Source organism: Pseudomonas sp. GW821-FHT07E12 (assembly GCF_058986605.1).
This window is the reverse complement of record NZ_JBYSVX010000070.1, coordinates 1-7,446: the sequence shown is the minus strand read 5'-3', so window position 1 is coordinate 7,446 and position 7,446 is coordinate 1. Positions and strand designations below refer to the sequence as shown.

Here is a 7,446-nt window from a genome sequence, read left to right as displayed (position 1 = left end):
ATCTTGTGTAGGAGCGGCTTCAGCCGCGATGGGGCTTTACCGGTAAAGCCCCATCGCGGCTGAAGCCGCTCCTACGACAGGCTCACGTATTGGGCTGGAAGCACCAATGCCACGGCTCGTAGACGATGCCGTTCGGGTTGTCGCGCGGATAGCTCATGCGGAAACCGAAGCTGCCGGCGTGGCGTGACAGCCAGTCGAAGGCGGGCGTGTTCTCGAAACTTTCCTCGGCCGGCGGTTCGCCGGGCGTGCCGATGTCGAGCGCGTTGCCGCTGTGGTGTTCGCTGAAGCCGGGCGCGGCATTGACCTGCAGGATCTGCTGCAGCGTCTGCCCGCGCGCGAACTTGCGTTCGAAAATGCCGAGTTGGTAGTCGTGGCTGCGGTAGCCGGAGATCGCATCGAGCACGATGCCATCGCGCGCTGCGCCCGCACGCATGCGCTGCCAACCGCGCGCGGCAGCGGCGCTGAGCCACAGCGGCCGACGGTAGCGATCGAGGCCGGCGAATACGAGATGGGTCGGTTCGGCTGCGGCGATCAGGCCGGTGGTGTGTGCGTACTGTTCGGGGTCGAGGCCCAGTTGATGCAATCGCTGTTCGAGTCGATCCAGTGGCAGCGTGTCTGCAACGGGGCGGCGACGGAGATTGGCGGGCAAGGCGTCCAGGATGTCTAATGCCGCCTCGATGCCGGGCTCATGCATCAGGCGTGGCAGCAGTGGGTGCAGGTCGCGTTGCGAGGCGGCTGCGAGGTAGCGGCCATCGCGCTTGCGTCGCAGCAGCCAGTCCGAGCGCGTCAGCACGCGTGCATCGACGTTGCTGCGCGCACGCAGAAGGCGCGCCGGCAGCAGCTCGATCTCGGCGGTATTGATCAGCAGGGTAGGGATGGTGCGCACGCGCAGAGCTTAGGCCGCAGCGCGGACTTCGGCCAGCCGCTGCAGATCCTGCAGCAGGTGTCGCGGCTGTTCCGGGCTGAGCAGCAGCCATTCGCCGCTGCGCAACGGGATCGCCAGTATGCGGCTGTGATCGGTGAGCAGGCAGAACGCGCCCTGGCCGCCACGGGTGCGGTAGTAGCCGGAGTGGAAGCCGGGATAGCCGAAGCCCAGTTTTTTCAGGCCCGGCTTGAGTTCGGTGTGCTCGGCCAGGTCGACCACGCGTGCGGCATCCAGGCGCATCGCCAATACCGGGACGCGCTTGGTGAACAGCGTGGAGCGTATTTTCAGTTCCCCGTCCTGCAGGTCGATGTGGCGACGCGCGTAGGCGAGGGTGCAGGCGATGCCGATCGCGATCAAGAAGCCGGCATGCACCCACGGGCGAGCTTCGCCAGCGTGAAGCCTGCCGATGTCGAGATACGCGATCAGGCAGGCCACGGCGAGCAGTGGCAGCCAGAGCCATAGCGCCAGACCCCAAGCCCAGACGGGGGCAAGTGGGTAATGGCGGGGAGCCGCGGGCAGGGGGCGGGTGTTCATGAGGGCGTCTCGAGGAGCGATCAGGTTGCTGCTGCCAGCAGTGGCGCCAGTACGTGCAGTACAAGGTCTGCGCTGAAGTGCGCGAGGATCGCCATCTCCAGTCCGCGCTTCCAGTACAGCCAGCCGAACGCCAGTCCGGCCAGGGAGTTCAGCAGCAAGGTGCGGGCCACCACGACGGCACTCAGGCCGCCCCATGCGTGGTAGGTGGCGGGCAGGTGTCCGGCGCCGAACAGCACCGCGGCGATGACGATGGCGGCCCAATAGGTGCGTGTCGACGGGGCCGCCTTGCGCAGCACGGTGACCAGCCAGACGATCAGCGTCATCAGGAACAGGCGCAGTTGCAGCTCCTCGGCGATGCCGCCATAGAACGAGGCGAGCAGTCCGTTGAGCGCGGTCTGTCCGGCGCCGATTCTGGTCGGCGGATGCGGCATGTGCGGCAGCAGCGGCGCGATCAGCCGGGACAGCGCGAGGATGATCAGCGCGGCAACAAGGCCGATCAGCACGGCCTGCAACGGCCTCGACGCGACTGCGGTCGCCGGCTGCCGGGCGATCCAGCGTTGCAGCAGCGGGGCGCCCAGGCCCACCCGATGACCCATGCGCAAGCCGAGCAGTGACATCAGGCCGATCAGCATGAAGGCCTGCATCGATTGCGCTATGACCAGCACCGGCATCGGCACCGGCAGGTGCGCGAATCGACCGGGCAACAGATGCAGCAGATAGGGCATCAGCGCGGCGACGGCCAGGGCCGCAACCAGGGCGAGCACCAGCGCGATCCTGAGGTCGTGCGTCCATGCCGGAGGTGGAGCGGAGGTCGTGGACATTCATGTCTCCATTTCGAAGAGCAGGCGGTCGGGCCTGGCCTCGACTACCGAATGGTTCTGGCGCCTGCGCATACCCGATGCTCCTTTGGGCAGGGCTATCCGGCGTGGAGTACAGCGAGCGTCCCACGCCGGGCCACTTAGATCGCCTTTTTGAAGAACGCCAGCGCCGATGTCATTGCGCTGGTGTAGATCACCACATTCACCAGCTCCCAGCCGAGCCGGCCATGCCGGTTGAGGACTTCGTCCACGGTCTCGATCTTGAAACTGCCCATCAGGCCGGCCTTGATCTCGACGGTCAGGTACTGCCAGCGATCGCTCATGGTGTTTCTTCCTTGTCTGGAGTGGCGCCGGGCTTGGGCAGCCGGCCGGCCTTGCGCAGGGCGTCGCGCAATACGTATTCGATCTGGGCGTTGAGGCTGCGCAGTTCGTCGTCGGCCCAGCGCTGGGTGGCGATGAGCACGTCGGCGCTGATGCGCAGCGGGTAGGCCTTCTTTTCGGCTTTCTCGCTCACCGGCTCGGCCCCGGGGTGCCCCGGCGCAGATGCCGCACCATCGATACCGCCAGTGCGTTCACTGCTATCACCAGTGCAATGGCCACCGCATAGACGCGCGGGCGACTGTCGCCGGCCCAGTACAGGGCGGCGGCGCCCAGCAGGATCACCATGCCGAGCAATGCCCAGCGCAGGCCCAGCCCGCGCGAGCGCGCGTCGTCGGCACCGCCGATCCAGGCGGCGACGGCCAGCGCCGGCAGGCCGGACAGGGCGACGATCAAGGGCACGATCACATCCATCCAGACCTCCGTCAGTACAGCGAGCCGGCATTGACGATCGGTTGAGTGCCGCGATCCGAACACAGCACCGTCAGCAGGTTGCTGACCATGTGCGCCTTGCGCTCCTCGTCCAGTTGCACCACGCCGCTCTTCTGCAGCTCGGCCAGCGCCATTTCGACCATGCCCACGGCGCCGGCGACGATGCGGGTACGCGCGGCGATCACCGCGTTGGCCTGCTGCCGCTGCAGCATCGCGTGGGCGATCTCGGGGGCGTAGGCGAGGTGGCTGATGCGCGCGTCGATCACCTGCACGCCGGCATCGGCCAGGCGTTCGGCCAGTTCGTCCTTGAGGTGCTGGGAAATCTCGCTGGCATGGCTGCGCAGCGACAGTTGGCCATCCTCGTGCTGGTCGTAGGGATAGCTGGTGGCCATCGCGCGCAGCGCCGACTCGGACTGGATGTGCACGAAGCTCTCGTAGTCGTCGACGTTGTAGACCGCCTCGGAGGCGTCCACCACCTGCCAGACGATGACCGCGGCGATCTCGATCGGCGAGCCGTCCAGCTCGTTGACCTTGAGCCGGCCGCTCTCGAAGTTGCGCACGCGCTGGCTGACCTTCTTCTTCGTATAGAAGGGGTTGTTCCAGCGCAGGCCGTTGTCCTTGACCGTGCCGACGTACTTGCCGAACAGGCTCAGCACCGCGGACTGGTTGGGCTGCACGGTGTACAGGCCAGCCAAGAGGAAGATCCCGACGACGATCACCGGGATCGCCACCGGCAACGCCAGGACCAGAGGCCACTGGCCGGCAGCGGCGGCCACGATCGCCCAGGCCGAGCCCAGGAAGGCGGCAATCACGAGCAGGGTCAGCGGAATGCCGGGGAGGGAGGCGATCGACTTCTCTTTCATGGCGGCGTCCTTGGGTTGATGGATTAAAAGATATCAAATTGATATCACAATTCAAGTGCCATCCCCGCCCGGTGCCGGTCGGTAGAATTGGCGCCCCTTTCGCCCTGCCGGATATCTCCATGAGCACCCTCGGTACGCCGCTGTCCCCGTTCGCCACCCGCGTGCTGCTGCTGGGGTCGGGGGAACTGGGCAAGGAAGTGGCGATCGAACTGCAGCGGTTCGGCGTGGAGGTGATTGCCGCCGACCGTTACGCCGATGCCCCGGCGATGCAGGTGGCGCACCGCTCGCACGTGATCGACATGCTCGATGCGATGGCGCTGCGCGAGTTGATCGCGCTGGAGAAGCCGGACCTGATCGTCCCGGAGATCGAGGCGATCCACACCGAGACGCTGGTGCAGCTCGAGAGCGATCACGGCCAGAAAGTGGTGCCGACCGCGCGCGCGGCACGGCTGACGATGGATCGCGAGGGCATCCGCCGGCTTGCCGCCGAAACGCTCGGCCTGCCGACCTCGCCGTACCGCTTCGTCGGCACCGCCGAGGAGTACCACGCCGCGGTCGCACAGATCGGCCTGCCATGTGTGATCAAGCCGGTGATGTCCTCGTCCGGCAAGGGCCAGAGCACGCTGCACGCCGGTGGCGACATCAATGCGGCGTGGGACTATGCGCAGACCGGCGGCCGTGCCGGTGCCGGGCGCTGCATCGTCGAGGGCTTCATCGACTTCGAGTACGAAATCACCCTGCTGACCGTGCGCCATGCAGGCGGCACCTCGTTCTGCGCCCCGATCGGGCACTGGCAGAAAGACGGCGATTACCGCGAGAGCTGGCAGCCGCAGCCGATGTCGCCGGTCGCGCTGGCCGAAGCGCAGCGGATCGCCAAGGCGGTCACCGACGAACTCGGCGGCTGGGGCCTGTTCGGCGTGGAACTGTTCGTGAAGGGCGACCAGGTGTGGTTCTCGGAAGTCTCGCCGCGTCCGCACGACACCGGGCTGGTCACGCTGGTCTCGCAGGAGCTGAGCGAGTTCGCGCTGCATGCACGGGCGATTCTCGGCCTGCCGATTCCCTCGATCAGCCAGAACGGCCCGTCGGCCTCGTGCGCGATGCTGGCGCACGGCGAGGGCGTGCCGGTGTTCCATGGTGTCGCCGACGCGCTGCGCCAGCCGGATACCGCGCTGCGCCTGTTCGGCAAGCCAAGCGTGCATGGCCATCGCCGGGTCGGCGTGACGCTGGCGCGCGGCGAGAGCATTGAAGCCGCCCGTCAGACTGCGCGTGAGGCGGCCGAGGCGATCACGGTCGAATTGAAGGTCTGAACTTCACTGTGGGAGGGGCTTCAGCCCCGACGCTTTCCGGGTGAACCTGATCGCGGCTGATGGCCCGAGGCCACGTAGACCCGCTCCTACGGAAACGTCAAGGGAATCGCGCTGACCGCGCCCCAACTGGTGGCGAAATCGCGCCATTGCCGGCCGTCATAGGCTTCCAGCGCGTGGAAGCGGCGCTTGTAGTCCATCTTGATGTGGCCGCGGATCCAGTAGCCCAGGTAGACGTGTTCCAGGCCTTCGCGGAGTGCCCATTCGATCTGGCGCAGGATCGCCAATGTACCCAGGCCGCGCCCGGCGGCATCCGGGGCATAGAACGTGTACACCGCCGACAGCGCGTTGTCGGTCACGTCGGTCACCGCCACCGCCAGTAGCCGGCCACGCTGGCCGGGCTCCCCGGGATCGCGGATTTCCAGGAAGCGCCCGTGCGACCAGCGACCGATCAGGAACTGGTCGAACTCGGCAGCGCCGTGGTCGTCCATGCCGCCATCCGGATGCCGGTGGCGCAGGTATTGCTGGTACAGCGCCAACTGCTCGTCGGTACGCTGCGCGGCGACGATGCGCCCGACCAGGTCGGCGTTCTGTTTCAGGCAGCGGCGCTGGCTGCGGTCCGGCACGAACGCCCGCACCGGGATGCGCACCGGCACGCAGGCGCGGCACTGCTCGCAATGCGGGCGATAGACCAGATCGCCGGAGCGGCGGAAGCCCCAGCCCAATGCCTGCGGATAGATCGAGCCGAGCCGCGGATCGTTCGGGTCCAGCACCAGGTCGCGTGCCAGGCGTTCGGGCCAGTAACCGCACGCGTGCTGCCCGGTCTGGAACAGGCGCAGGTCGTCGCGGGTGTCGGCATGGATGGCCATGGCCTGAGCATAGCGCCTGCGCGTCGCAGCCGCCGCGACTGTCCGGCGGATGAATGCGACGGGCCAGCGGTCAACGCCGATCGCGCTGGCTCGTTGATGTCGGCGATGGGGCGATCGGCCTGCACGGTACGCATCGTGTCCTGTCGGATCCCGGTGACGGGATCGTGCAGCCCAATTCCTATGGAGCAGACCATGACTTACCGCAAACCCCTTCTCGTGCTCGCCGTGCTGGCCGCCCTGTCGGCCGGCGTGGCGTTCGCCGCCGACAACACGCCGACCGACCAGGCCAGGCCGCTGAGCGCGAAGTTCACCGCGCTCGACAAGAACGGCGATGGAGTCATCGATCGCAGCGAGGCCGCCGCGGACCCGAAGCTCGCTGCGAAGTTCGACGAGTTGGACACCAACAAGGACGGCAAGCTGACGCCGGACGAATTCCGGCACCGGTTCGCCTACGGTGACCGCGGCCGCGATGACCATCACGGTCGCCGTGGCGAGCATGGGCGCGCGCTGTTCGCCAAGCTCGACACCAACAAGGACGGCCGCATCAGCCGTGAGGAAGCGCAGGCCGATCCGAAGTTCGCTGCGCGTTTCGATCGTTTGGACGTCAACAAGGATGGTTTCGTCGACAAGGCCGATTTCGAGGCGCGTGCCAAGCAGCGTCGTGATGAGTGGTTCGCCGCTGCCGATACCAACAAGGACGGCAAGCTGAGCAAGGCGGAGTTCGATGCAGCAGCGGCCAAGCATGGGCGGTTCGGACGTGAATTCGGTCATGGGCCGCGTGATGGTCGCGGGCCTCACGATGGCAAGCAGTGGCAGCACGACGGGCAGGGGCAGCCGGGCAAGGACAAGCCGTCGCAGCCGGCTACGCCGGCGGTGCCGCCGCAGTCGTAAGTTGTTTCAGTAACAAGGCGCCGATTCGACCGGGCCCCGGCAGTGATGCCGGGGCCTGTTTGTTTTTGTTGATGTGGTGAGTTCTGGAAGATGTTGTGGCCTGTGTAGATGGCACTTGGTGCGAAGGGTCTTGCCCGTCATCTACCCGCCGTCGTCCCTGCGCAGGCGGGGACCCAGTGACTTCGACTTCCAGCCATCTGTCTACCGTCGTCATCCCCGCGAACGCGGGGGCGAAGCGTCACTGCTTGCGAGCCACTGGCTCGCGTGGTGTTGAGCGCCATCGGGCTATGCCCGATGGTCGGGGATCGAAGATCCATGGGCGTTGCTTGTTGGGTTTGACGTTGCGGTGACAGCAACGGCAACAGCAACAGCAACAGCTTTCGCTCCTTCGGAGCGAGTCACCTTTCTTTGCTCGTGCAAAGAAACGTAACC

At 66.6% G+C, this 7,446-nt stretch carries 10 protein-coding genes; 2 read left to right on the top strand and 8 right to left on the bottom strand.

Features of this window, described 5'->3' with window-relative positions:
* Positions 1–82 precede the first annotated feature (82 nt).
* The 7 genes from AC3WJE_RS20705 to AC3WJE_RS20675 form a co-directional block, all read right to left on the bottom strand.
* Positions 83–886 carry a M15 family metallopeptidase gene (locus AC3WJE_RS20705; RefSeq protein WP_493732732.1) on the bottom strand — a complete coding sequence of 268 codons (804 nt, stop codon included), beginning with the start codon at positions 884–886 and terminating at the stop codon, positions 83–85.
* Between the two features lie 9 nt (positions 887–895).
* Positions 896–1,459, bottom strand: coding sequence for a PH domain-containing protein (locus AC3WJE_RS20700; RefSeq protein WP_493732731.1), 564 nt, complete (start codon positions 1,457–1,459; stop codon positions 896–898).
* A 20-nt stretch (positions 1,460–1,479) separates the two neighbouring features.
* Positions 1,480–2,280 (bottom strand): CPBP family intramembrane glutamic endopeptidase, encoded by an 801-nt coding sequence (locus tag AC3WJE_RS20695; protein ID WP_493732730.1) that lies wholly within the window; start codon positions 2,278–2,280, stop codon positions 1,480–1,482.
* A gap of 137 nt (positions 2,281–2,417) precedes the next feature.
* The gene (locus tag AC3WJE_RS20690; protein WP_493732729.1) at positions 2,418–2,600 is read right to left on the bottom strand and encodes a DUF4177 domain-containing protein; all 183 of its coding nucleotides are present in this window, start codon (positions 2,598–2,600) and stop codon (positions 2,418–2,420) included.
* Complete coding sequence (locus AC3WJE_RS20685; protein WP_493732728.1) at positions 2,597–2,791, bottom strand: type II toxin-antitoxin system antitoxin; 195 nt, start codon at positions 2,789–2,791, stop codon at positions 2,597–2,599. Before AC3WJE_RS20685 ends, AC3WJE_RS20690 begins: the two co-directional genes overlap by 4 nt.
* Entirely contained in the window at positions 2,788–3,069 is a 282-nt protein-coding gene (locus AC3WJE_RS20680; protein ID WP_493732727.1) for a hypothetical protein, read from the bottom strand. The genes AC3WJE_RS20685 and AC3WJE_RS20680 overlap by 4 nt, the downstream gene beginning before the upstream one ends.
* 11 nt (positions 3,070–3,080) lie before the next feature.
* On the bottom strand, positions 3,081–3,950 hold the full coding sequence (locus AC3WJE_RS20675) for an SPFH domain-containing protein (RefSeq protein ID WP_493732726.1): 870 nt from the start codon (positions 3,948–3,950) through the stop codon (positions 3,081–3,083).
* A gap of 119 nt (positions 3,951–4,069) precedes the next feature.
* On the opposite strand from AC3WJE_RS20675, the gene purT reads away from it, so the two are divergent.
* On the top strand, positions 4,070–5,257 hold the full coding sequence (gene purT, locus AC3WJE_RS20670) for a formate-dependent phosphoribosylglycinamide formyltransferase (protein WP_493732725.1): 1,188 nt from the start codon (positions 4,070–4,072) through the stop codon (positions 5,255–5,257).
* An 86-nt stretch (positions 5,258–5,343) separates the two neighbouring features.
* Here purT and AC3WJE_RS20665 read toward each other — a convergent pair whose 3' ends face one another.
* Positions 5,344–6,123 (bottom strand): arginyltransferase, encoded by a 780-nt coding sequence (locus AC3WJE_RS20665; protein ID WP_493732724.1) that lies wholly within the window; start codon positions 6,121–6,123, stop codon positions 5,344–5,346.
* Positions 6,124–6,315: 192 nt separating this feature from the next.
* Between AC3WJE_RS20665 and AC3WJE_RS20660 the strand changes: the two genes are divergently transcribed.
* Complete coding sequence (locus AC3WJE_RS20660; protein ID WP_493732723.1) at positions 6,316–7,014, top strand: EF-hand domain-containing protein; 699 nt, start codon at positions 6,316–6,318, stop codon at positions 7,012–7,014.
* Positions 7,015–7,446 lie beyond the last annotated feature (432 nt).

Bases quoted from the DNA above. Each gene is read 5' to 3' on its own strand.
- AC3WJE_RS20690 (WP_493732729.1), bottom strand. From the start codon at position 2,600: ATGAGCGATCGCTGGCAGTACCTGACCGTCGAGATCAAGGCCGGCCTG.
- AC3WJE_RS20660 (WP_493732723.1), top strand. From the start codon at position 6,316: ATGACTTACCGCAAACCCCTTCTCGTGCTCGCCGTGCTGGCCGCCCTG.
- AC3WJE_RS20665 (WP_493732724.1), bottom strand. From the start codon at position 6,123: ATGGCCATCCATGCCGACACCCGCGACGACCTGCGCCTGTTCCAGACC.
- AC3WJE_RS20700 (WP_493732731.1), bottom strand. From the start codon at position 1,459: ATGAACACCCGCCCCCTGCCCGCGGCTCCCCGCCATTACCCACTTGCC.
- purT (WP_493732725.1), top strand. From the start codon at position 4,070: ATGAGCACCCTCGGTACGCCGCTGTCCCCGTTCGCCACCCGCGTGCTG.
- AC3WJE_RS20680 (WP_493732727.1), bottom strand. From the start codon at position 3,069: ATGGATGTGATCGTGCCCTTGATCGTCGCCCTGTCCGGCCTGCCGGCG.
- AC3WJE_RS20695 (WP_493732730.1), bottom strand. From the start codon at position 2,280: ATGTCCACGACCTCCGCTCCACCTCCGGCATGGACGCACGACCTCAGG.
- AC3WJE_RS20675 (WP_493732726.1), bottom strand. From the start codon at position 3,950: ATGAAAGAGAAGTCGATCGCCTCCCTCCCCGGCATTCCGCTGACCCTG.